The organism is Bifidobacterium cebidarum (assembly GCF_009193305.1).
Taxonomy (GTDB): Bacteria; Actinomycetota; Actinomycetes; order Actinomycetales; family Bifidobacteriaceae; genus Bifidobacterium; species Bifidobacterium cebidarum.
Window position 1 is genome coordinate 26,553 of the sequence record NZ_WBVS01000007.1, and the last position, 23,438, is coordinate 49,990.

The 23,438-nt window shown below is 58.8% G+C and carries 17 protein-coding genes, 1 tRNA gene and 1 pseudogene; 1 reads left to right on the forward strand and 18 read right to left on the reverse strand.

Annotation, left to right across the window (positions count from 1 at the left end):
• Positions 1-69: 69 nt before the first annotated feature.
• The 18 genes and pseudogenes from yicI to F7D08_RS09740 all read right to left on the reverse strand — a co-directional run bounded on the left by yicI (position 70) and on the right by F7D08_RS09740 (position 23,176).
• Complete coding sequence (gene yicI, locus F7D08_RS07325; RefSeq protein ID WP_152210003.1) at positions 70-2,481, reverse strand: alpha-xylosidase; 2,412 nt, start codon at positions 2,479-2,481, stop codon at positions 70-72.
• A gap of 155 nt (positions 2,482-2,636) precedes the next feature.
• The gene (locus tag F7D08_RS07330) at positions 2,637-3,506 is read right to left on the reverse strand and encodes a carbohydrate ABC transporter permease (protein ID WP_152210004.1); all 870 of its coding nucleotides are present in this window, start codon (positions 3,504-3,506) and stop codon (positions 2,637-2,639) included.
• A 3-nt stretch (positions 3,507-3,509) separates the two neighbouring features.
• The gene (locus F7D08_RS07335; RefSeq protein WP_152210005.1) at positions 3,510-4,478 is read right to left on the reverse strand and encodes a carbohydrate ABC transporter permease; all 969 of its coding nucleotides are present in this window, start codon (positions 4,476-4,478) and stop codon (positions 3,510-3,512) included.
• Positions 4,479-4,662: 184 nt separating this feature from the next.
• Positions 4,663-5,969, reverse strand: a pseudogene (locus F7D08_RS07340) (ABC transporter substrate-binding protein).
• Between the two features lie 486 nt (positions 5,970-6,455).
• Positions 6,456-7,466 (reverse strand): LacI family DNA-binding transcriptional regulator, encoded by a 1,011-nt coding sequence (locus F7D08_RS07345; protein WP_152210006.1) that lies wholly within the window; start codon positions 7,464-7,466, stop codon positions 6,456-6,458.
• A gap of 142 nt (positions 7,467-7,608) precedes the next feature.
• On the reverse strand, positions 7,609-8,622 hold the full coding sequence (locus F7D08_RS07350; RefSeq protein WP_152210007.1) for an AEC family transporter: 1,014 nt from the start codon (positions 8,620-8,622) through the stop codon (positions 7,609-7,611).
• A 156-nt stretch (positions 8,623-8,778) separates the two neighbouring features.
• On the reverse strand, positions 8,779-10,098 hold the full coding sequence (locus F7D08_RS07355; protein WP_404979663.1) for an MATE family efflux transporter: 1,320 nt from the start codon (positions 10,096-10,098) through the stop codon (positions 8,779-8,781).
• A gap of 177 nt (positions 10,099-10,275) precedes the next feature.
• Complete coding sequence (locus F7D08_RS07360; RefSeq protein ID WP_226803429.1) at positions 10,276-12,867, reverse strand: excinuclease ABC subunit UvrA; 2,592 nt, start codon at positions 12,865-12,867, stop codon at positions 10,276-10,278.
• Between the two features lie 332 nt (positions 12,868-13,199).
• Complete coding sequence (locus tag F7D08_RS07365; RefSeq protein WP_152210009.1) at positions 13,200-13,574, reverse strand: GntR family transcriptional regulator; 375 nt, start codon at positions 13,572-13,574, stop codon at positions 13,200-13,202.
• Positions 13,571-14,554 (reverse strand): hypothetical protein, encoded by a 984-nt coding sequence (locus F7D08_RS07370; protein ID WP_152210010.1) that lies wholly within the window; start codon positions 14,552-14,554, stop codon positions 13,571-13,573. The genes F7D08_RS07365 and F7D08_RS07370 overlap by 4 nt, the downstream gene beginning before the upstream one ends.
• Before the next feature lie 268 nt (positions 14,555-14,822).
• The gene (locus F7D08_RS07375) at positions 14,823-15,866 is read right to left on the reverse strand and encodes a zinc-dependent alcohol dehydrogenase family protein (protein WP_152210011.1); all 1,044 of its coding nucleotides are present in this window, start codon (positions 15,864-15,866) and stop codon (positions 14,823-14,825) included.
• A gap of 114 nt (positions 15,867-15,980) precedes the next feature.
• Positions 15,981-16,664, reverse strand: a complete 684-nt coding sequence (locus F7D08_RS07380) for a haloacid dehalogenase-like hydrolase (protein ID WP_152210012.1) — start codon at positions 16,662-16,664, stop codon at positions 15,981-15,983.
• 186 nt (positions 16,665-16,850) lie between these two features.
• Positions 16,851-18,050 carry an elongation factor Tu gene (gene tuf, locus F7D08_RS07385; protein WP_100494426.1) on the reverse strand — a complete coding sequence of 400 codons (1,200 nt, stop codon included), beginning with the start codon at positions 18,048-18,050 and terminating at the stop codon, positions 16,851-16,853.
• A gap of 174 nt (positions 18,051-18,224) precedes the next feature.
• Positions 18,225-20,348: an elongation factor G gene (gene fusA, locus F7D08_RS07390; RefSeq protein WP_100494427.1), complete on the reverse strand. Its 2,124-nt coding sequence runs from the start codon at positions 20,346-20,348 to the stop codon at positions 18,225-18,227.
• Between the two features lie 27 nt (positions 20,349-20,375).
• A complete protein-coding gene (gene rpsG, locus F7D08_RS07395; RefSeq protein ID WP_003828652.1) occupies positions 20,376-20,846 on the reverse strand; it encodes a 30S ribosomal protein S7 in 471 nt (156 codons plus the stop codon).
• 5 nt (positions 20,847-20,851) lie between these two features.
• Positions 20,852-21,223, reverse strand: a complete 372-nt coding sequence (gene rpsL / locus F7D08_RS07400; RefSeq protein ID WP_003813881.1) for a 30S ribosomal protein S12 — start codon at positions 21,221-21,223, stop codon at positions 20,852-20,854.
• Between the two features lie 598 nt (positions 21,224-21,821).
• On the reverse strand, positions 21,822-22,883 hold the full coding sequence (locus F7D08_RS07410) for a bile acid:sodium symporter family protein (protein WP_152210013.1): 1,062 nt from the start codon (positions 22,881-22,883) through the stop codon (positions 21,822-21,824).
• Positions 22,884-23,002: 119 nt separating this feature from the next.
• Positions 23,003-23,176, reverse strand: a complete 174-nt coding sequence (locus F7D08_RS09740) for a hypothetical protein (protein WP_193316240.1) — start codon at positions 23,174-23,176, stop codon at positions 23,003-23,005.
• 60 nt (positions 23,177-23,236) lie between these two features.
• Between F7D08_RS09740 and F7D08_RS07415 the strand changes: the two genes are divergently transcribed.
• Positions 23,237-23,312 (forward strand) — tRNA-His (locus F7D08_RS07415).
• Positions 23,313-23,438 lie beyond the last annotated feature (126 nt).

Here is a 23,438-nt window from a genome sequence, read left to right on the forward strand (position 1 = left end):
AGTATCTCCATTGATAGCAAAGCGGCAGCTCCCCCTGCAAAAGGAAGGAGCTGCCATTACCTATGTTTTTTACAGCACCACGGTGCCGGATTCGGCCTTGACGATTTCGCCGTCCGCACCGAGGCGCGCGCTGAATGCGCGTCCATCGGAGCTGGTGACTTCCACGCCGGTCTCGGTACGGCGGGCGGTGAAGGTCACGGAGGAGCCATCGATCTCGGTGACCACGGCTTCTGCGGATTCGACGTCGGTCAGGAACACGGAGATCAATGCATCGGTGCCGTAGACGCGATCCGGCTTGGTTTCACCCGGGTTGGTGACGATGACGGAACCGTCGCGCACCCACAGCGGGATGGAATCGTAGCCATGGACCTCGTTGCGCCACACACCACCCTGGGCCTTCTCGCCGGTGAGCCAATTGGTCCACACACCTTCGGGCAGGTAGTAGGAGACTTCACCGGAGTAGGTGAACACGGGTGCGACCAGGAAGTTCGGGCCGAACATGTACTGGCGGTCCAGCGTACGGCAGGTCTGATCATCCGGGAATTCAACGAACATGGAACGCATCACCGGGGTGCCGTTGATGTGCGGCTTCAGACCGGTCTCGTAGACGTATGGCATAAGTTCGAGCTTGAGCTTGGTGAACTTGCGAGCCACATCCACAGCGGTCTGGCCGGGAACCAGCTCCACACCGTTCTTCTGATCCTCCTCGTCGAACAGCCACGGCACACGGTACACGGTGGAGCCATGCAGACGGGAGTGGGAGCCCAGCAGACCGAACGCCACCCAACGCTTATAGACCGCCGGATCCGGGTAAGCGCCTTCGAAGCCGCCGATGTCGTGGCTCCAGAAGCCAAAACCGGAGGAGGTCAGGGACAGGCCTGCACGCAGGGACTGTGCCATGCCGTTGAAGGTGGATTCGCAGTCGCCACCCCAGTGCACGGGCTGCTGCTGGCCGCCCACGGTTGCCGAACGGGCGTACAGGCAGGCGTTGCCCTTGCCGTAGGTCTCCTCGATTGCTTCGAACACAGTCTGGTTGTAGAGCTGGGTGTACCAGTTGTGCATGGAGAGCTTCGGAGAACCGTCATACCAGACCACGTCGCGAGGAATACGCTCGCCGAAGTCGGTCTTGATGGCGTCGACGCCTTGGTGCAGGAGCTTCTTGACCTTGCCCTTGAACCATTCGCGGGCCTCAGGGTTGGTGAAGTCCACCAGGCCCATGCCTGCTTGCCAGAAGTCGGTCTGCCAGACTTCGCCGTTGGCCTTCTTGACGAGATAGCCCTTGTCGCGGCCTTCCTTGAACATATCGCCGCGCTGGCCGATGTACGGGTTGATCCATGCGCAGATGTGCAGACCCTTGTCTTCGTGCAGACGGTTCAGTGTGGATTCGATGTCGCCGAAGAATCGCTTGTCCCATTCGAAGTCGCACCAGTGGAATTCACGCATCCAGTAGCAGTCATAGTGGAAGGCGGCCAGTGGGATATCGCGCTCGGCCATGCCGTCGATGAAGGAGTTGATGGTCTGCTCATCGTACTTCGTGGTGAACGAGGTGGTCAGCCACAGACCGTAGCTCCATGCCGGCACATTGGCCGGGCGCCCCACAAGCTTGGTGTAGCGGTCGAGAATCTGCTTCGGGGTCGGGCCGTAGATCACGCAGAAGTCAAGGCCTTCGCCGGGCACGGAGAACTGCACGGCTTCGGTGTTTTCGGAACCGATCTCGAAGGAGACGTGGCCGCGGTTGTTGACCAGGATGCCGTAGCCGTTGGAGGTCATGTAGAACGGCACATCCTTGTACCCCTGCTCGGATGCGGTGCCGCCGTCCTCGTTCCAGATGTCGACGGTCTGGCCGTTCTTCACGTAGGCGCCGAAGCGTTCGCCGAGGCCGTAGACGTTCTCGCCCACGCCGAGGTGCAGCTGGATGGCGGTGAACACGTCGGATTCATCGCGGGCCGAGCCATCCATCGTCACGCCGAATTCACCCACCGGCTGTGCGGTGACGTTCGACTCGGCACCGAGCTTGAATCGGGCCAGGGACTTGCCTTCGGACTTGGTCAGCACCTTGCCGTCCTCGCCAATGAAGGTCAGGTTCCACGGGGAGCCCTTGACGACCTTGGCGGTCAGTCCACCGGTGGTCAGGGTGACGTCGGCACCATTGACGCCGACTTCGCCGTCACCGTTGCCGTGGGCGGCCACGCTCACGTAATCGCGATCGCCGGGCTTATCGGTATTGAGCGGGAACCCGGGGTATTCGGTGGCGCCCAGCCAATGCTCAGCACGTACGCGAATCACGCCTTCTGCCGGCGAAGTGATATCCACGTCGAAGGTGGGCAGGTTCAAGGTATCGTAGCGGCCACGCACCACTGAGGTCGGGGCGAGCACGTTCAGGCGCTCGGCTGCGGCGTCGGCGCTCAGTTCATAGGCTTCTCGCGCATAGAGGGCTTCGACGCCGTCGCGAATCATCCAGTAACCGTTGGTGAACTTCATTGTTGCTGTGCTCCTTGTGGGAGGGGGCGGTTCCGGTCGGCAGGGAATCGGACCGGCCGGAACCTTGTTTTTCTTGGATTATTTGATTTGCATTATGGCCTTAGGTCTTTACCTTGGGCTGGCTGTGAGCCCGACCGTAGGTCAATGCCGCATTATTACTTGACGGCACCGGAGGTGATGCCGCGGGACAGCGTGCGCTGGAAGATCAAGTAGAAGATCAGGGTAGGCACGATGCTGATGAGGGATGCGGCAGCGGTGGTGGTCACATCCATCAGACGGTCGCCGGTCAGCGAGCTGACCGCGATCGGGATGGTCTGGGTGGAGTTGTCGATGAGGAAGGCCATCGGGATCATGTACTCGTTCCAGGTCCAGATGAAGAAGAACACGAGCATGACGCTCAGGGTGGGCTTGGAGATCGGGAACACGATGTCCTTGAAGATGGTCCAACGGCTTGCGCCATCGATGGTCGCGGCTTCGAGGATTGCCTTCGGGAAGGTGCCGTACACGGAGGAGAGCAGGTAGGTGCCGAATGCGGACTGGATCACCGTGAAGATGATGACGATGGCCCACGGGCTGTTGTACAGGCCGATCTCCTTGAACATGATGTACAGCGGGTACAGCATGGCTTCCTGCGGCAGCATGTTGGCGAGCATGATGAGCAGCACGATCCAGCGGCGGCCCTTGACACGGCCGATGCCGAGTGCGAAGGCGTTGAACATGGAGAGGATCACTGCGAGGACTGCCACCAGGCCGGAGGTCCAGATGGAGTTCCAGAGCTTTTCGGGGTAGTTGACGCGAGTCCAGAACTTGATCAGGCCGTCGAGGCTGAACTCATGCGGCCAGGCCAGAGGACCGGAGGCGTTGTAGTCGGCCGTGGTCTTGAAGGCGTTGAGCAGCAGGACGATGAACGGGAAGAGCATGACCAGGCCGCCGATGATCAGCAGCACCATGATCGTCCAGTCGCCGACTGTGCGGTTCTTGTGGGCCCTGGGGATATTCATTTTGCGTGCGGTTGCAGAAGTCATGGTCTACTCCTCATCTTCCTTCGCGACCTTCTCCTGAAGGTTGGTGAATACAACGGCCACAATGATGATGACGATGGTCAGGGCAGTAGCGATCGCGGCACCGTAGCCAACCTGCTGCGACTGGAAGAACTGCACGTATGAGTAGTAGGACGGCACGATGGTGCTGGTGCCCGGGCCGCCCTTGGTCAGCATGTAGACCGGGCCGAACACCTTGAGGGCTGCGATGGTGCAGGTCAGCGCCACCACGAAGATCTCAGGCTTGATGGCCGGCAGGGTGATGGCCAGGAAGCGCTGCCACCAGTTGGCGCCGTCGAGGCTTGCGGCCTCGTAGAGTTCCGGATCGACGCGCTGCAGGCCAGACATGAAGATGACCAGCGGGTAGCCCACCTGAATCCAGATCATGATGAGCATCAGGAAGATCAATGCCGTATCCGGTTTGCCGAGCCAGTCATGTTGGAGATTACCGAGGCCTATGGCTTCCAGCAGGGCGTTCAGCGCGCCGTTCTCTGGGCGGAAGATCCAGCCCATGACCAGGGAGGCGACTGCAATAGGCAGCAGCTGCGGGAAGTAGTAGATGGCGCGCATCGTGGATGCGGCCTTCGGGCCGAATTTCTTCTGTACCACGTCAAAGACGAGGGAGGAGAGAATCAGGCCGAGCAAAATCGGGATAACCACCATGGCGATGATCATCCAGATGGAGTTGCGGAAGGAGGTCCAGAAGGTGGTGTCCCTCATCAGTCGGGCCCAGTTGGTCAGGCCTGCGAAGGTCGGCGGCTTGATGCCGCGGTAATTGGTGAAGCTCAGGTAGATGTTCCACACGGCCGGGATCACGATGATCCACAGCAGCATGACGAAACCTGGAATCAGATACAGCCAGAATCGGCTTGAGGGGCTGCCCGGGATGCGGGACATTCCCTTCTCACGCGCAGTGGCATCCTGCACATGCTTCTTGGTGTTCGCTGTTGCGCTCATAACGGCTCACTTCCGTTAACGTCATTGGTATTGGAATTTGGCACTGCGATGTGCGATTGGCTTGATTGTGAGCAGGCTCACGCCGGGCCTGAGAAAAATCACAAGAAAAAGGCGGGTTTGCCGGTTTAGGAATTTGGAGGAAAACCGGCAAACCCTGGTTTTATTCGGAGGAGGAAGGTAAGTCTTACTGCTGCTTCACGCCAGCGGCTTCGACACCCTTGTTGTAGTTGTCTTCCATCTGACCGAGCACGGTCTTGACATCGGAGGTGCCGTTGACCAGCTCCTGCAGCGAGGAGTTGAGCTCATCATAGAAGGTGGAGGTCGGCCAATCCGGGTAGAAGCCGAGGGCGTTGTCCTTCAGCACTCCGTTGAAGGAGGTGATGAGTTCCTTGGTCTTCTCGTCGGTGATCTTGTCGGGATCGGCTGCGATCGGCAGGCCACCGGAGTTGCCCATGAGGTTCTGGACTTCTTCGCTCAGCGTGATGTCGATGAACTTGGCGGCGAGGTCCTTGCGCTTGGAGTTCTCAGGAATGACCCAGATGTTGCCGGAGGAGCCGACGACCTTCTTGGTTTCGGGGAACAGGGAGAAGGTCCAGTTGGTGTTGGCCATGTCGGACTGGAAGCGGCCGAACCACCAGGTGCCGGAGAAGAACATCGGGTAGCTGCCCTTGATGAAGTTCTGGCCGGCGTCCTCGGCCTTCAGACCGGTGGAATCCTTGGAGATGTAGCCCTTGTCGACCCAGTCCTTGATGGTCTTGGTGGCGTAGGTGGTCGCCTCGCCCTGCCAGTCGACGTCACCGTCGTACATCTCGTAGGCCTTGAGGAACTTGTCGGAGGCCTTCTGCAGGACCAGCTGCCACCACAGGTGCTGCAGCGGGTATTCGGCAACGCCTTCGGACAGCGGGGTCACGCCGGCGTCCACGAACTTCTGCATGCGTCCTCGAGCTCGTCCATGGTGGTCGGGATGGCGATGCCGTACTTGTCGAACATGTCCTTGTTGTAGTACATGACGATGTCTTCACCGTAGTTGGTGATGCCATACCAATCGCCGGAGCCCATGATGCCCTGTTCGTTATACTTGCCGGTGTCGGCGAGGGAACCGGAGACCTTCTTGTCCCAGTTGTACTTGGAAACGTAGTCGTTGAGGTTGCTCAGCAGGCCCTGGCTGGCGAGCAGGCCGGCGGTGGCGTTGCCCTTGTTGTATTCCATGACGTCCGGGGCCTCGTCGGAGTTCAGGATCTGGGAGGCGTTCTGGCGAATCTGCTCGAAGGACTTCTTCTCGAATTCGACCTTGACGCCGGTCTCCTTTTCGAAGATCTCCATGGCCTTGGCCCAGGCCTTGCCCTGAGCGCCGTTGTCTTCCTCATAGTGCCAGATCTTGATGGAGGTGGGGTTCTCCTCCTGAGCCGTTTCGCCGCCACCGCAGCCGGCCATGCCGATCATGGTGGCTACCGCGAGAGCTGCAGCGACAAATTTGCGAGTAGCTTTCATCTTTTCTCCTTATTCAGCGCCATTACTGATTGAAAAGCTTCGAAACGATTCGAATGTTTTCAGTTATTAAGATAACGGATTGATAACAGCGCCCGCAAATCATTTCGATTGATTTCGATAACTTAATTCAGCGAATAAACAATGTGAACGATAACAGGGCGTTGTGAGCGCTCACCTCACAATTGTCTATAACCTATACAAAATAAGGCTTTCCGAGCATCACCACAGTGTCGAACATATATGAACACGAAGCGACGCGAATAGCACTTCTCCACTTACAATCAATTCTGCTCATCAATAATCGAAACGATTCGAAATACACCGACGAGATATCACGCATCGAAAACATCACGAAGCATCAGTACTCATAACACTCCGCGCACACAACAAAGGCGTTCCTTCCGTCCCTCACCAAGGATGAGAGGGATGGAAAGAACGCCAATCACTCAACCAGCATGACTTCCCGAAGCAATCAACACACGAACGTCAATGCGCGGCCACACTGCCTCGAGCTTGATAGCGAGAAGGCAGCAATTCCACATGCCCCACGTCATTGCGCTTGCCTTGCAACACCTCCATCATGAGGTCCACCGCACGCGAACAGGTCTCATTCGGGAGCATCGGCATCTCATCAACCCTGCGAGGCAACGATCCAAGACCATAGGTACAGGCGGCAAGCACCGAAACGTCTTCAGGCACCCGCAATCCACGCGTATGCAACGCATTGAGCACGTTCGTGATGTGCACGGCATTGGTCTGGCAGATGATCAACGAAATATCTGGGTCTTCGGAAAGCGCCTCGTCCAGCATCAGGTTCACATCATCTCGCCCATAACCGGTGGAAGGCTTGAACAGCACTGAGACGTCAAGATCATCGCCTTTCTTCGCGGCTGCGTCCCGGAAGCGAACCAAGTAGTTCGAGCCATCCTCATAGGCGCTTTGATTCGTTCCCGCGATCAGCACATGGCGATGCCCCAACGCATATGCCTTTTCTATGGCCTCGCGCCCCATGCGTTCAAAGTCGAGGTCCACCGAATAGATGCCATCCGAATTGCTCGGATAGCCTACCGCAACCACCGGCAAATCCAAGGTTTTGGCCACATCGGCGCGGGCGTCGCACATCACCACGTCCAGCATCAGAATACCGTCGACCATGCCGCTCGAGGCTATGCGCGTGAGTTCCTGATCGCCATATTCATGCATAAGCAGCAAAATGTCATACCCATAGCGTTTGGCTCGCATGGCGAGCGCAAAGAAGAACACCGCGTAATTGGAGTAATCGGTGTACTCATGGATCGGCGAGCTCAACGCCAGCACTTTGGTGGGTTCACCACGCAGATTGCGGGCCTGCGCGTTAGGCATGTAATTGAGTTTTCTTGCCGCCGCCATCACTTTGGCTTTGGTAGCCTCGCCAATCGAGCGCTTGCCGCTCATCACATAGGAGACCGTGCTGATCGAAACCCCTGCCAGCGCCGCTACATCCTTGATGCCCGCCATCGCGCACCCCTTTCGATATGTAGTCGAAACGTTTCTACAAGTCTAGTCACTTAACTCATGTTTCGTCAACGTGAGAAAGCACCCTATGCGCGGACTATCGATTGAATCCAATCGGAAATCCACCGAATAGCAGCCTGCACGATCAGAACACGATTGCGGAAACCAGCGCCAGCGAACACAGGGAGAACAATGTGCTGACCAGCACAAAGCCCACTGCATATTCGGGCATATTGTCCTTTCGCCCGGTGAACATCGCGATGGTGGTCATGGTGGGCAGGCCCGCAATCACTGTGATGACCAGAATCATGTCATGAGTAATCGGCAATGGTACCGGAGAGATGGATACCACTTGGGTCAGCAACGCATACAGCGCGAGTGGGAACACAACCATCTTGGCTACGAGTCCCACATACAGTTCGTAGCGGCGCAGCACGTTCCACCATTTCGTCAATGCGAACAGGCCGCCAAGGTAAATCAACGACATCGGTGTGGCCATATTGCCGATGGTATGCAGCGGCTTCAGAATCATCTGTGGCACCTTGGCTCCGAGCAGAATCAATGCCAACGCAATCATCACACCGATGAACGCCGGGTTGACGAAGCGACGCAATAGATTCAGTACGCGGACGCCCAGCGCGTGCAACCCGCCGGTGATTCCATCGGTCTTCGCCTGTGAATCACTGCCGCCTTGGGATTGCACCGGCTCGCACAGCCACACACCATAGGTCCAAAGTAATGCCTGGTCGATGATGGACATCAGCGCCACATAAATCGCACCTTCCTTCGGGAACAGCGCCATAATCAGCGGTATGCCGATGAATCCAGCATTGCCGAAGATAAGAGAGGCTTGGAATACATGGCTTCGTGAGCCTTTGAGTCGCAGTAGATGCGCGAACGCCCAGAACGTCACAATCAGCAGACCGTACATGACTGCCGTCAGCAGCATCACGCCCCAGTTGGCTTCCAGATGCGAGCGGTCGGTGCCGTCCACGGCGTTGGAGAACACCAGTACAGGAATCAATACGTTGAGCAGCAGCGAGCACATGCCATCCAACGCCACTTTGCCGTAAAACCTCAGGCGCACGCAGCCGTAACCCACCAAAAGCATGATGAAGAAACCGACCAGCTGGCCGATCATTACGCCGAATTGTCCCATTGCCCTCTCCTACCCCGCAGCGAATCATGCTCAACAAGAAACATGTGGGGATTGTCTCAGCTCAGACGAACATGTCGATACCGCAAACGGAGGCATTCCGCCAATCATCATATGTACGACTGTGCAAGATTGTTCGCTTTCCTCGCACACTTGCCGCTAAGCGCGATTCTGCGCGAGGAACTTATGCAAGATATACCTCATAAACGGCACGGTGGTAATGAAAGTCAGCACATCGGAAACCGTCTGCGCCACTTCCACACCGGTAATGCCCATGAATTGCGGCAGGATCAACACCACCGGCGCCAGATACAGGCCCGTGCGGCATACCGCCAGGAATGAGGCGATACCGGTTTTGCCGAGTGTCTGGCTGATCATATTGCCCATCATGTTCACGCCGTTCAGCGCCACCGACAAGCACTGGAAATGCAGGGCGGCGACGCCAACCGCCACCACGGCCGGATCGGAACGGAAGATCTCCACCAGCTGCGGAGCGGTCACCCAAATCACCGTGCCAAGCACTATCAGCACCATGGTGGACAATTTGACGCAGAACCAGAAGCCCTCACGCACACGCGCGAATTTGCCGGCACCATAGTTGTAGCCGCACACCGGCTGGAAACCTTGGCCGAGACCAACAATCACCGAGTTGACGCCCAGCATGATGCGCATCACGATGGCCATGCCGGCGATGGCCGCGTCGCCGAACGGATTGGCGGCGATGTTCACGCATGTGGTGGCTATCGAGCCCGCGCTCTGGCGGATCAGCGACGGCAGGCCGCCGCCCAGAATCTCGCGCAACAGCAGCGGATCCGGCTTGAAATTGCGCAGGGATAGTTTCAGCACGCCGAATTTGGCGCTCATCACCACGAGGATGATGAAGCTGACGGTCTGGCATATGCCGGTGGCGAGTCCCGCACCGAAGATGCCCATGTCGAGCACGAAAATGAACAGTGGAGCGAGCAGGAAGTTCAACAGCGAACCAGAAACAAGCCCGATCATGCCGAACGCGGATTGCCCTTGGTACCGCAGCAATCCGTTCAGTGCGAACGATCCGCAGACGCAGGGTGCGGCCACCAGAATCGGCGTCAGATACTGCACCGCATATGGGGCGATGGTCTGTGTGGAGCCCAATGCTATGACCAGAGGATGCAATGTCGCTAGGCAGATGATGGCTACGATCAGGCCAAAGCTGAATGCGGCCACGGCGCCGATGGCCAACAGCTTGGAGGCCCGCTCGTTATTGCGTTTGCCGAGCTCACGGCTGAGCGAATTGCCGGCCCCCTGGCCGCAGAAGAAGCCCAACGCCTGCAGCACGGTCATGATGGAGAAGGCGATGCCGATGGCACCGGACTGCGAGGTGCCCAGCTGGCCGATGAAGAACGTATCGGTCAGGTTGTATGCGGTAGTCACCAGGTTCGAGACGACCGCCGGCACGCTTAAGGTCAGGATCAGCGAGGGAATCGGCTGTTCGGTCATCTGATGGTACTTTGCGTCCGCACTTGCGCGTTTGATGCCATGTACCTGATTCACGCCGGTTATCCTACTCCCCTGCCGCACCTAAACTCCGTCATTCGCCCGCCATGCGAGGCATGCGCTGCGCCTGCACCGCAACTTTTCGCGCGAAAAGCACTTTGAACATAGTGCTTCCGCGGCTCAGTGCACGTTGAGATATCTGCCGGTGATGCTCGCGTGATTCGCCGCGATCTGCTCCGGGGTGCCGGTGGCCACGATGCGTCCGCCAGCTTCCCCGCCGCCCGGTCCCAGATCAATCACCCAGTCGGCATTGGCGATGACGTCCAGATCATGTTCGATGACCACCACCGTGGCGCCGCTGGCCACCAGACGGTCGAATACGCCGAGCAACACCTGCACGTCGAACGGATGCAGGCCGATGGTCGGCTCGTCAAAAACGAATACCGCCTCGGATTGTGCGCGGCCCATTTCGCTGGCGAGTTTCAATCGCTGCGCTTCCCCACCGGAAAGCGCCGGCGTCGGTTCTCCAAGGGTGAGATACCCGAGTCCCAGATCATGCAACGTGTTCAGTCGCGCATGCACTTTTCGCATATCGTCAGTCACGGCCAGCGCCTCGTCCACGCTCATTGCCATCAGCTGCGGCAATGTCAGCGAGCGCAGCTGATCAACAGCATCAGCGCTGCCGTTCGACTCGCTATCTGCGGCTATGCGATCGGTCTTGGCTTTTGCGGTTTTCACCGGGCGATGGATGCGATCGGCGTCTGTAGAGTACCGTGATCCCCGGCAATCCGGGCAAGCGATGGTCACGTCCGGCAGGAACTGCACATCCAATGAAATCGAACCGGTGCCGTCGCAGGTCGGGCAACGCAGTCGGCCGGTGTTGTAGGAGAAGTCACCGGCCTTATAGCCGGCAGCTTTGGCTTCCTCGCAGCGGGCGAAAGCACGGCGCAGCTCATCGTGGATGCCGGCATAGGTGGCCACGGTGGAGCGCACATTGGCGCCGATGGGCGTGGCGTCGATGAGATTGACGCGGCTGATGCCATCCGCCTGCAATGCATGCACATGTTTCGGCAATGATTCGCCGGCAGCCGCGGCTTTCAATGCTGGAATCAATGACTCCAACACCATCGTGGTTTTGCCGGAACCGGAAACACCGGTGACGGCCACGAGCCGACCACGTGGAATATCCACGGTCAGTGGTTTGACCGTATGCAGCGGGCCGGTTTCCATATGGATGCACCCATGTGCGAACATGTCTTCAGCAACTCGCGAGCGGATCCGTTGCTGCCCGTCCTCACTCAGGAATGGCGCGATGCGGCTGCTCGCATTGCGCGCGACCTCGCTCACCGTACCTTGTGCAATCACGTGGCCGCCTTCGGCTCCGGCAACCGGCCCCATTTCGATGAGATGATCCGTGGCTTTAAGCACGCGCACATCATGATCGACCACGACCACGGAGTTGCCGTCCGCCACCAGATCATGCATCACGCCGAGCAGGCCATCCACATTCGAGGGATGCAAACCGATGGATGGCTCGTCCAACACATAGAGCACGCCGGTGGTGCGGTTGCGCACGGCTCGTGCCAACTGCACACGCTGGCGTTCGCCGGTGGACAGGGTCGCTCCAGCACGGTCGAGCGAGAGGTATCCCAGGCCGAGTTCCAGCAGACGACGGGCCACATCGAGGAACGATTCGCAGATGTTCGTGGTCATCGACTGCATTTCGGGCGGAAGCGAGCCTGGCACGCCGCGCATCCACGCCACGGCGTCGTCGAGGGTCATGGCGGTGGCCCCGGCCAGGTTCAGCCCTTCGATTTCAGGCGCTCGTGCGGCTTTGCTCAGTCTGGTGCCGCCGCAGTCCGGGCATGGCTTCTCCTCTAAGAACCGGGCCACACGCTTGAGTCCTTGCTCATCCTTGGCCTTGGCGAGCGCGTTCTCGACGGTGTAGACGGCGTTGTAGTAGGTGAAGTCAAGTTCGGCGAAGTCGTCGCCCTTCTTCGGCCGGTACAGAATGTGCTTCTTGACTGCCGGCCCACTGAAGACGATATCCCGCTCTTCAGGCGTCAATTCCCGGAACGGCACATTGGTGCGCACCCCCATCGCGCCACATACCTGCTTCATCAGGTCCCACATCAGGGAACCCCATGGCAGCACGGCACCATCATCAATGCTTTTCGACTCATCCGGCACCAACGCTGCACGATTCACTTCGCGCACGATGCCGGTGCCGGAGCAGGTCGGGCATGCGCCGGCCGAATTGAACGCCAGTGATTCCGCACCAGGCGCCTGGAATTCCCGGCCGCAGTGCGCGCACACGGTGGGCAGTTCGGCGGCCACGTTCATCGTGGGCTGCTGCCGCGCACCGCAGTGGGGGCACACGTGCGAGGCACAACGGGAGAACAATAGTCGCAGGCTGTTGAGCAGTTCGGTCATCGTGCCGAATGTGGAGCGGATGCCCGGTACGGCAGGCCGTTGATGCAGAGCGAGCGCAGCGGGCACATGCAGCACCTCGTCCACCTGCGCACGAGAGGCCTGGGTGAGCCGGCGGCGCGTGTACGTGGACAACGCCTCCAGATAGCGCCGGGAGCCCTCCGCATACAGCACGCCCAACGCCAGCGAGCTCTTGCCCGAGCCGGAGACGCCGGCCACGCCCACCAGCTCGCCCAATGGCACGTCCACGTCGATGTTCTTGAGATTGTGCACGCGGGCCCCGCGTACCTCGATCGCCTTGGGCCGTTCCCCGGCGGCCGTCATGATTCCATCCGCAGTCATGCGGCCATTGTACGGCCGGCACGTCTCCTGCGCCGTATGACGTAAACGCCGGATTCATGTCGATTACCGCCAACACGGTCGGAATGCCGGAGATTCCCGCATTGCGACGTAACGGGCATACACGAGTCGCCTCTTGCCTCGCGGTTTTCCCCATGATTGAAGCGTTTCCACGCCTGGCTGAAGTGTTTCCCCATTGGGCTGAAGTGTCCCGACGTTTGGCTGAAGTGGTACCTACGGAATTCCGTAGAAGGTACTTCAGCCAACCGTGAAGACACTTCAGCCAGGCGTGGAAACACTTCAGCCAAGAACATGAAGGGCCATTCAGCCCGGCATTATCCCCGCCACTGGGCGCGCAGGGCGTTCAGCGCATCCTCGAACGTCGCTCCGAGCCTATGCGACTGTTCCGCATAGGTCTGCGCGGCCTGGAGCAGCGGCTCGGGAATCGTCGCCACACGCCTGATGCGTGCGGCGCGGCCGGGTGCGGTCTCGATGACACCCCGCTCGGCGAGTTCGGCGTATGCCTTGGCCACGGTGCCGGGAGCCAGACGCAGATCGCCGGCCAGCTGGCGCACCGAAGGCAGCTTGTCGCCGTCACGCAGAGCGCCGACCTTCACCATGCCTTCGATCTGCGCGCGAATCTGCTCGTAGACGGGCGTCGGCGACGATTCGCGAATCACCAGACGCAGCTCGTCTCCCCCGCCGCTCATCGCCGACTCCCCCGGTTCGTTCCGGTCCACAGACGTACGACTGCGACACACGCCATAATCAGATAGATGCAGGCGACCACGGCCACCACGCCACCCATGACGATCTGCGCATTGCCCAGCGTGGGGTACACGTCATCCGCATAGGCCGGGGACAGCGAACCATAATTGATACCGACGCGCACGGTGGCGGTGCCGGCCACCACTAGCACGCCCACCGCGTAGGTGAGCATCGAGCCGGCGGACAGGAATACCGTGAAGCGCGTCAGCAGCACACGCCACGCCTTGTCCTCCTCGCCGTACCGCGGGTCCGGGGAGCTGGGTGCATGGGCGATGCGCCACAGTGCCAGACAGGCCAACACCACCAGCACGCAGGTGACGACGATCAGCGGCACCGCGTAGTAGGCGCCCGGATAAGGGCCGGCCGAACCTTGCGATTCGCCGTTCGGTCCGGTCAGCGCGATGTTCCGCATCAGGCCGTAATCATCGGGACTCGCCGTGGCGATGGTGAATCCGAGGTAGGCGATGAGCAGTCCCGCGGTCAGCAACGGCTGCATGAGCACGTACCGTTTGGCGTAGGTCCACGGTTCACGCGATTGCAAAGACGCCACGCGCACGCCGCCGCCCTGCCTCGTAGGCACATCCGGGAACGGCAATGCGATGACCGCCATGACCGCGGAGGCGGCAAGCCCCGGCGTGAGCGCGGCGATGAGTGCCATGTTCCGGGAGAACACATCGTTCAGCACGAGTCCCGCAACCAGCACGACGGCACCGGCGAGCAGTGCCACCAGCGCACGATGCCGGGCCACCGATATCGGACCGTCACCGGAGAACGGCGGATTGCCGCCCGCCTCCGGACGCATCGAGAGCGACGGCTCCCGGTTCATCCGTAGCAACGCCCTGATCACCAGCACCAGCACGGTGACGGTAAGCACCAGCATGAGCAGCCAGATCAGCATCGCCACGATTACATAAGACGCCATGATTGTCATCGCAACCACCCCATTCGCCTTTGTGGAACAGTCGCGTCCGGCGATCGCCTTCGACTGCCAACGCAAACTGCACCATACTTCTAATACAGTTTCAAGTGTATCAGAAGTATGGTGCAGTTTCAATGGGTGTATTGCGTGGACGAAGGGCATATTGCAAGGCCCTGTTAAACCAAGATTGACATGAATCCATGTCTGACTACCCCTCAGTCGGCTTCGCCGACAGCTCCTCTCAGAGAGGGGAGCCTGAGTGTCACAACGCTCAGAAGCGAATCAGGGACTTGATGACCTTGCGCTGATCCATCGCCTCATAAGCATCCTGGATGTGGTCGAGATCGAACTCGCCGGTGAACACGCGGCCGGGGTTGATTTCGCCCTTCACCACGGCATCCAACAGACCAGACTGCAAATCATAGTGACGCACGGGAGCCGGACCGCCTTTGATGCCAATGTTGCCGTAGAACGTGCCCTCGGCGCTGATCTCCACATCATGAGGCAGACCGACGCGCCCAATCACGCCACCACGGCGAATCAGACCGATGGCCGTGTCAAAAGACTGCTTGGAACCGACGCATTCGAGCACGGCATCCGCACCGTAGCCGTCGGTCATCTCCAACACCTTGTCGATGGCGGTCTGATTACGCTCGGCCACGATATCAGTGGCACCAAATTCACGGGCAACCGCTGCACGATCCTCATGACGGCTCATCGCGATAATGCGCTTGGCACCGAGCATATGCGCGGAGAGCACACCGCACAGGCCTACAGCACCATCGCCCATCACCACGGCAGTGTCACCGAGCTTCACTTCGGCGGACACCGCCGCATGGTAACCGGTGGACATCACATCGGCGATGGTCAGCAGCGAGGCGAGCGTAGCATCGTCGTAATCATCAGGAGAACCGGGCACCTTGACCACGGTGCCGTCAGCTTCCGGCACGCGCACATATTCGGCTTGGCTGGCACCGAAGTAGCCGCCGTGGGGGCACACGGATTCGAAACCAGCCTTGCACACCGGGCACTTGCCGCAACTGTAAGGGAAAGGCAGTACCACAAAATCACCGGGCTTCACCGAGGTGACCGCCGAACCTACTTCCTCGACCACGCCAATTGACTCATGACCAATCTGCGCATGCTCCGGATGCGGGCTCAAACCGCGGAAATACCACAGATCGGAACCGCACACACAAGCGCGCACAACGCGTACCACCGCATCATCATCCTGCTCAAGATGTGCTTTCGGCACCTCTTCCACAGCCATTTGCCCAGGCTTAACAAAGATGGCAGCTTTCATGGTCTCGCTCATTGTTGCTCCTTTGGTTATTGTTATTGGTTCCTATTGAACAACTATTCGATAGCAATATCCAATAACCATTGGCCATGTGCAGCCATGCCTTGTGCTTATGGTTCCGCGGGAGCTTTACTTGACTTGCGTGATGGTGTTGCCTTTGACCATGAATCCTCTGCGAGCCATATCAATCATCGGCTGGTCGAACACACTATCCGTATAGAACTCGTCAATCACTGCATCCGGGCCCAAAATCTGGCGAAGACGCTTCGGCTTGTTGGTATTGAAGTTGAGGTACGTCACTTCGAACGTTTTTGGATCGATGGTCGAAGCGATCAGATGCTCCACACCGAGCCTGCGGCAGGCCTCCCCTACCGTGACATCGAACGAAGCGGTGAGAATCACATCATCCGGCTGCGGCTTATACCAGGGCTTGATTTTCGCCATATTGCGATCCCAGAATGCGCTGACCAAGGATCTCAATCCTCCGGTCAGATCATCTGCGCTGATGATGGAAGCATCCGCGACCATAATATCTGTGTCCAGTCCGGCTTTGGCAGCATTATTCAGTGACCGTACGCGTAATTCATCTATGGATTTTGATTTTGACAAGTCCTGCAGGTATTTTCTGGCCACTTTGCCCACGCCATGTTCCATTTGCTCAAGTGTGGCCTTGCCGAGCTTGTATTTGATGGCGTAGCGCAGCACCGGCGCGATATGGCGGAAAACTTTCATATCATAGCGGGCGCTGAACAGGTATAGGTCGAACAGGCTTTCCCCGTCGTAGATTGTTCCGTCGAAATCGAATACCCGCATTGGCTTGCCTTCCTGCTTCTCATGACAACTATAAGGCAGACGCCTCTCGCCATTGTGCATATTCAGAGGCAAGGTTTCGCTCTCATGCCATATCGATGCACATACAAGAAATCCCCTCCGAGTTTCCTCGAAGGGGATTTCCTATAACGCTAGTTCAAGCGTAGATTCTTGCGTGATTCAGTGGAATCAGGCGAGGATCTTGGTCACACGACCGGAGCCAACGGTGTGGCCGCCTTCACGCACAGCGAAGGTCAGGCCTTCCTCCATTGCGATGGGCTGAATCAGCTCAACGGTGAAGGTAGCGTGGTCGCCCGGCTGAACCATCTCGACGCCTTCCGGCAGCTCGATGACGCCGGTGACGTCGGTGGTGCGGAAGTAGAACTGCGGACGGTAGTTGGAGAAGAACGGCGAGTGACGGCCGCCCTCGTCCTTGGTCAGCACGTAGACTTCGCCCTCGAACTTGGTGTGCGGGGTGACGGAACCCGGCTTGGCCACAACCTGGCCACGCTCGACATCGTCACGGCCGAGACCACGCAGCAGCAGACCGGTGTTGTCGCCAGCCTCGCAGGCGTCCATGGTCTTGTGGAAGGTCTCGATGGAGGTGACGGTGGTCTGCTGGGTCGGACGGATACCAACGATCTCGACCGGGGTGTTGACGGCCAGCTGGCCACGCTCGACACGACCGGTGACAACGGTACCACGGCCGGAGATGGTGAAGACGTCCTCGATCGGCATCAGGAACGGCTTGTCCAGGTCGTGAACCGGGGTCGGGATGTACTCGTCGACAGCGTCCATGAGCTTCTTGATCTGCTCGACCCAGTGCTCGTGGTTCGGAGCATCGTCGTGCAGAGCGCCGTAAGCGGAGACGCGGATGATCGGGCAGTCGCGATCGAAGCCGTTCTCGTCGAGGAGGTCACGGACCTCTTCCTCAACGAGCTCGATGAGCTCTTCGTCCTCGACCATGTCGCACTTGTTCAGAGCGACGAGGATCTTCGGGACGCCCACCTGACGAGCGAGCAGCACGTGCTCGCGGGTCTGAGCCATCGGGCCATCGGTGGCGGCCACAACGAGGATAGCGCCGTCCATCTGGGCAGCACCGGTGATCATGTTCTTCACGAAGTCGGCGTGGCCCGGGCAGTCGACGTGAGCGTAGTGACGCTTAGCGGTCTGGTACTCGATGTGGGCGATGTTGATGGTGATACCGCGGGCGGCCTCTTCCGGAGCGGAATCGATCTGGTTGAAGTCGTACTCCGGGTTGATGTCCGGGAACTCCTCGTGCAGAACCTTGGAGATGGCGGCGGTCAGGGTAGTCTTACCGTGATCGACGTGGCCGATGGTACCAATGTTAACGTGCGGCTTAGTACGCTCGTACTTTTCCTTTGCCATTACTCTTGTCCTCCTGGACGTCTCGTGAGTTTCCTACGCCCTTTCGCGTAGGCACTCGCTCTATTCTACTGGGTTTCTGGGTTATGTGCCACTTTGAAGAGCCAGAACCCAGTCAGCGGTACACGATATTACCGCTGACTGGAGACACTGGCTAGCTTCAGCTAGTGGCGCGTGTCACTCGCCGCGCTGGGCCTTGATGATCTCTTCGGCGACGCTCTTCGGAACCTCGTCGTAGGAGTCCATCTCCATGGTGAACATGGCGCGACCCTGGGTCTTGGAGCGCAGATCGCCGATGTAGCCGAACATCTCGGACAGCGGGACCTTGGCGTCGATGACCTTCACGCCAATGGCGTCGGTCATGGACTGGATGTTGCCACGACGCTGGTTCAGATCGCCGATGACTTCGCCCATGTACTCTTCCGGAGTACGGACCTCGACCTTCATGATCGGTTCGAGGATGACCGGCTTGGCCTTCGGAGCAGCCTCCTTGAAGCACATGGAGCCTGCGAGCTTGAAGGCCATTTCGGAGGAATCGACCGGGTGCATCTGGCCGTCGGTGACGGTGGCCTTGACGCCCACAACCGGGAAGCCGGCGAGAATACCGGATTCCATGGCTTCCTTGACGCCAGCCTCGATGGACGGGATGAATTCCTGGGAAATGTGGCCACCGGTGACGGCGTTCTCGAACTCAAAGGTCTTGCCTTCGGTGGTGTCGAGCGGCTCGAAGTTCATCAGGACCTTTGCGAACTGGCCAGAACCACCAGTCTGCTTCTTGTGGGTGTAGCCCTGGTCCATGACGGCCTTGCGGATGGTCTCGCGGTAGGCAACCTGCGGCTTGCCCTGGTTGCACTCCACCTTGAACTCGCGACGCATACGATCGACGATGATGTCGAGCTGGAGCTCGCCCATACCTGCGATCAGGGTCTGGCCGGACTCTTCGTCGGTGGTGACCTGGAAGGTCGGATCCTCTTCGGCCAGCTTGGCCAGAGCGATGCCCATCTTCTCCTGGTCGGCCTTGGTCTTCGGCTCAACGGCAACCTGGATCACCGGATCCGGGAAGGTCATGGAGTCGAGGGTGATCGGCTCGTCGATGGCGCACAGGGTGTCACCGGTGGTGACGTTCTTCAGGCCCACGAAGGTGTAGATGTTGCCGGCATCGGCCACATCCATCGGGTTCTCCTTATCGGCGTGCATCTGGAAGATCTTGCCGATACGTTCCTTCTTCTCGCGGGTGGAGTCCAGTACGGTGTCGCCAGGCTTGACGGAACCGGAGTAGACACGCACGAACACGAGCTTGCCGTAGAACGGGTGGGTGGAGATCTTGAAGACCAGAGCGGAGAACGGATCGGTCTTGGTCGGCTTGCGGTCGATCTCAACGGACTCGTCGCCCGGCTTGTAGCCCTTGATGGCCGGCACGTCTTCAGGAGACGGCAGGTAATCGACGACGGCGTCCAGCATCGGCTGAACACCCTTGTCCTTGAAGGCGGAGCCGCAGAAGACAGGGAAGGCCTTGCGGGCGATCGTCAGCTGGCGGATGCCGGCGCGGATCTCTTCCTTGGACAGCTCGCCTTCCTCGAAGAACTTGTTCATGAGGTCGTCGTTGGCTTCGGCAGCGGCTTCCACGAGCTTCTCGTGGTATTCCTCAGCCTTGTCCTTGAGATCGTCCGGGATCTCGGTGGTGTCGTACTTGGCGCCGAGGCCCTCGGTGCCGTTCCAGACGTAGGCCTGCATCTCAACCAGGTCGACGACGCCGGCGAAGTCGTTCTCAGCGCCGATCGGCAGCTGCATCACGATCGGGTTGGCACCCAGCTTCTGCTTGATGGTGTCGACGGAGTAGTAGAAGTTGGCGCCCAGCTTATCCATCTTGTTGATGAAGCAGATACGCGGAACGCTGTACTTGTCGGCCTGACGCCACACGGTCTCAGACTGCGGCTCCACACCTTCCTTGCCGTCGAACACGGCAACGGCACCATCGAGCACGCGCAGGGAGCGCTCCACCTCGGCCGTGAAGTCCACGTGGCCAGGGGTATCGATGATGTTGATCTGGAACTTGTCCTTGGTGTCGTGAGTCTGACGGTTCCAGAAGCAGGTGGTTGCAGCGGACTGAATGGTGATGCCGCGCTCCTGCTCCTGAGCCATGAAGTCCATGGTGGCGGCGCCATCGTGAACCTCACCGATCTTGTAGCTCTTACCGGTGTAGAACAGAATTCGCTCGGTAGTGGTGGTCTTACCGGCATCGATGTGAGCCATGATGCCGATATTGCGGACGTCGTGAAGGTCCGAAATCTCTTGAGCCATCGTTATTCCTTATTCTCCTGGAATTAATTACCAGCGGTAATGAGCGAAGGCCTTGTTGGCCTCTGCCATCTTATGAGTATCCTCGCGACGCTTGACAGAAGCACCGAGGCCGTTGGAAGCGTCCAGAATCTCGTTGGCGAGACGCTCAGCCATGGTCTTCTCACGACGAGCGCGGGAGAAGTCGGTCAGCCAGCGCAGAGACAGGGTGTTGGCGCGGTTCGGCTTGACCTCGACCGGCACCTGGTAGGTAGCGCCACCGACACGGCGGGAGCGAACCTCGAGGGACGGACGAATGTTGTCCAGGGCGCGCTTGAGAACGGCGACCGGCTCCTGGTCGGACTTCTCCTTGACCATGTCGAGAGCGGAGTACACGATGTCCTCGGCGATCGACTTCTTGCCGTCAAGCAGAATCTTGTTGATGAGCTGCGCCACCACGGTGGAACCGTAGATCGGATCGGGCAGCACGACGTGCTTCTTGGAAGGTCCCTTACGTGACATATCTCTTACTTCGCCTTCTTTGCTCCATACAGGGAACGACCCTGCTTACGGTCCTTGACGCCCTGGGTATCGAGTGCACCACGCACGATGTGGTAACGCACACCCGGCAGATCCTTCACACGGCCGCCGCGCACGAGCACGATGGAGTGCTCCTGCAGGTTGTGGCCTTCGCCCGGAATATAGGCGGTGACTTCGATGCCGGAGGACAGGCGCACACGAGCGACCTTACGAAGAGCCGAGTTCGGCTTCTTCGGGGTGGTGGTGTAGACACGGGTGCACACGCCACGACGCAGCGGGCTTCCCTTCAGTGCCAAAGTCTTGGACTTCTTCGGCTTTGCCTGACGTCCCTTACGGACGAGCTGTTCAATAGTAGGCAACTTGAATTCTCCGATTCAGTGGTTTCTCTTACTTTCGTGTGACCGCCGCACTGCGCCCACACTTTTCACTGAATCGTTCATGCGCGTCTTGAATCCGCGTCTGACGAAATAAGTCAAAAGTTAGCCCAGTCCACCGGCCCGATGGCCTTCCCGCCTCCCGCGTGCACATTGCTGCGTGCGATCATCGGCTTGAAGGATATCCCAGCGCGCACACCTGTTACATAAGGCATGCCGTTGGCACACACGAATATCTATATTACGAATTCTCCGGACAACGACGCGCCGTTTGAATCACACGACGCCAAACAGCAGGTGCCCCCGAGGAGTCCATGTCACTCGGGGGCACCGCCAAGGAGGAAACACCATTACCTGACTATCTATCACCTAATGAATTGTTGCCTGTTTGGTTGTTCTGTTTTGAAACCTCTTGCGGAACCGGCCTCTTCGCCGTTTCTCTTCACTGCTTTCCGCATCATCAAGTATAGCAAAACCGCCCCCGCAAAACGCCCGATACATCAATCGGGAGTAAGCAGGAGCGGTTGTGATCAGTCAGCCTAAAACGAGTGCAGCAATTGGTTGTTTCAGGCTATCGACGAAATCAGGCCTCAGCCTTGGCAGTGGCCTTGTCGGCGTCGAAAGCATGCACGGAATCGGCGTCCTTAGCGGAGCCCTTCTCACCGTTATCGGAATCCCAGTGGATCTCGTGCTTGTCATCGTGGTTGCGCCACCAGCTGGAGAGGATGGAGCCGGAGATGTTGTGCCACACGGAGAAGAAGGTGGACGGCACAGCGGCGATCGGGTTTGAGGCGAAGGAGGCCAGAGCCAGGGTTGCGCCCAGAGCGGAGTCCTGCATGCCGACCTCGAAAGTGATGGCCTTCTGCTGAGCGTAACGGAAGCCCTTCGGGTAGATCTTGTACATCAGCTTGGAGAAGCCGTAGCCCAGAGCATAGCCGGAGAGGTTGTGCAGCATGACCACCGGGATTGCCATCAGGGAGGAGGCGACGAACAGCTTCGGGCCGTTGGCGGCAACCACAACACCGATGATCAGGAGGATGGCGACCTGGGAGACGATAGGCAGGGCCACGGTGACCTTTTCGATCTTCTTGCCGAAGATCATGTGGCAGATCACACCAAGGGCGATCGGGAAGAGCACCACCTTGACGGCGTTGAGGAACAGGGACTCGACCGGCACGGTGACGTACTGGGAAGCCAGCCACTGCATCAGCAGCGGGATCATGAACGGAGCGCACAGGGTGGAGAGGATGCCGATGGAGACGTCGAGGGCCACATCACCGCGGGACAGGTAGCTCATCACGTTGGAGGAGGTGCCGGACGGGCAGCAGCCGACCAGGATCACGCCGACGGCCAGAGCGCCATCGAGACGGAAGATCCAGCACAGCAGCACGGCGACAAGCGGCATGATGACGAAGTGGGCGATGGTGCCGACGATAACCATCAGCGGCTGGGTGAGGATGCGCTTGAAGTCATCCAGAGACAGGGTCAGACCCATGCCGAAGAGCACGATACCCAGCATGTAGCCGGTGTAGGCCTTGCCCCACAGGCTGGCCTGCGGCACGAAGTAGTTAAACACGGCCCACACGATCACGATGACCGTGAACCACTTGGTCAGCCAATCGGCGAACGCTTTAACCTTTTCCATAGTGTTTCTCTCTCTCGTTTGGAAATGTCAAGGTACGAAAGTAGGCGAGGTGTGACGTAGACGAAACGCAGTGTTCACATTGTGGGCGAGTTCACATTGGTGAGAAAAGCCTGAATGTATCACTCATGAAACATGGCGAAGCAATCCACCACTATCCGGCAATCTCGCATGATTGCCGGCATCAATGCCGATTGCGCACCTGACCTACGCATCAAGGGAGCCAGCAAAAACACTGCAATATCGCGCTTGTCGATCAATGCGCCCAAATACGACACGCCGATGTTCACAGCCACGAAGATTCGTGTATAGTATCCATCTGTTGTGCAAAAGCAGTGTGCAGTTGTGCATCGATGGTGGCCATAGCTCAGTTGGTAGAGCATCTGATTGTGGTTCAGAAGGTCGCGCGTTCGAGCCGCGTTGGCCACCCCACTACCCCTCCGAGAAATCGGAGGGGTTTTTCGTTTTTATCGCACTTTACTCGCGCGCATCCCTCGTGCACATTACCCAAACGGTGCTATGTATGCGCTTGAACGAAGGCCCCGCATACATAGCGCC

What these genes read in the sequence shown, in the direction of transcription:
- yicI (WP_152210003.1), bottom strand. Translation starts at nt 2,481, where the DNA reads ATGAAGTTCACCAACGGTTACTGGATGATTCGCGACGGCGTCGAAGCC.
- F7D08_RS07330 (WP_152210004.1), bottom strand. Translation starts at nt 3,506, where the DNA reads ATGACTTCTGCAACCGCACGCAAAATGAATATCCCCAGGGCCCACAAG.
- F7D08_RS07335 (WP_152210005.1), bottom strand. Translation starts at nt 4,478, where the DNA reads ATGAGCGCAACAGCGAACACCAAGAAGCATGTGCAGGATGCCACTGCG.
- F7D08_RS07345 (WP_152210006.1), bottom strand. Translation starts at nt 7,466, where the DNA reads ATGGCGGGCATCAAGGATGTAGCGGCGCTGGCAGGGGTTTCGATCAGC.
- F7D08_RS07350 (WP_152210007.1), bottom strand. Translation starts at nt 8,622, where the DNA reads ATGGGACAATTCGGCGTAATGATCGGCCAGCTGGTCGGTTTCTTCATC.
- F7D08_RS07355 (WP_404979663.1), bottom strand. Translation starts at nt 10,098, where the DNA reads ATGACCGAACAGCCGATTCCCTCGCTGATCCTGACCTTAAGCGTGCCG.
- F7D08_RS07360 (WP_226803429.1), bottom strand. Translation starts at nt 12,867, where the DNA reads ATGACTGCGGATGGAATCATGACGGCCGCCGGGGAACGGCCCAAGGCG.
- F7D08_RS07365 (WP_152210009.1), bottom strand. Translation starts at nt 13,574, where the DNA reads ATGAGCGGCGGGGGAGACGAGCTGCGTCTGGTGATTCGCGAATCGTCG.
- F7D08_RS07370 (WP_152210010.1), bottom strand. Translation starts at nt 14,554, where the DNA reads ATGGCGTCTTATGTAATCGTGGCGATGCTGATCTGGCTGCTCATGCTG.
- F7D08_RS07375 (WP_152210011.1), bottom strand. Translation starts at nt 15,866, where the DNA reads ATGAGCGAGACCATGAAAGCTGCCATCTTTGTTAAGCCTGGGCAAATG.
- F7D08_RS07380 (WP_152210012.1), bottom strand. Translation starts at nt 16,664, where the DNA reads ATGCGGGTATTCGATTTCGACGGAACAATCTACGACGGGGAAAGCCTG.
- tuf (WP_100494426.1), bottom strand. Translation starts at nt 18,050, where the DNA reads ATGGCAAAGGAAAAGTACGAGCGTACTAAGCCGCACGTTAACATTGGT.
- fusA (WP_100494427.1), bottom strand. Translation starts at nt 20,348, where the DNA reads ATGGCTCAAGAGATTTCGGACCTTCACGACGTCCGCAATATCGGCATC.
- rpsG (WP_003828652.1), bottom strand. Translation starts at nt 20,846, where the DNA reads ATGTCACGTAAGGGACCTTCCAAGAAGCACGTCGTGCTGCCCGATCCG.
- F7D08_RS07410 (WP_152210013.1), bottom strand. Translation starts at nt 22,883, where the DNA reads ATGGAAAAGGTTAAAGCGTTCGCCGATTGGCTGACCAAGTGGTTCACG.